Source organism: Bradyrhizobium sp. WYCCWR15520 (genome assembly GCF_056174665.1).
In genome coordinates this window covers 1-523 of record NZ_JBWBWM010000188.1, presented here as the reverse complement: position 1 = coordinate 523, position 523 = coordinate 1, and the positions used below count along the sequence as shown (strand labels likewise).

Here is a 523-nt window from a genome sequence, read left to right as displayed (position 1 = left end):
AAATTCAAGAGGCTTTCCGTCTTTCTCGCGCACCGTCTTGCCATTCGGAAGCTTCCAGCCTGCCGCATCTAATAGCGCTTTTGCTTTCTCTGGATCATAGTTGATTTGCTTTACATCAATATCAGACGTGTATGGGAAGTCTGTCGGCAAAATATGATCTGCTTTTTCTTCTAACCCGGAGGTGATGCCTTTTACCAAGGCTTCTTTGTCAAAACCATAGTGGAGGGCTTGACGCACGCGCTCATCAGAGAGCTGTTCTTTTTTCGTATTCATGACAAGCTGTCTCGTCGCCACCGGTTCAGAAAGGCTTGTTTCATATTGGCCTGTCGCTTGCAGCTGCTTGAATGCATCCAAACTGATAACGCCTTCGCCGTAAATGAGGTCAAGCTCGCCTTTTTCAAATGCAAGCACCCTTGTTTCGGCGTCCGGGATGACTTTCACCTTGATTTTCTCGACTTTTGGCTTTTCACCCCAATAATGTTCATTGCGTTTAAAAACCGCATATTCATCAGCTTTATGCTCT

The 523-nt window shown here is 45.9% G+C and carries 1 protein-coding gene; it reads right to left on the bottom strand.

The window, feature by feature from the left end:
* Nucleotides 1–523: ABC transporter substrate-binding protein (locus AC0QUY_RS42800; RefSeq protein ID WP_475391769.1), on the bottom strand; the 523-nt coding region annotated here is incomplete at both ends.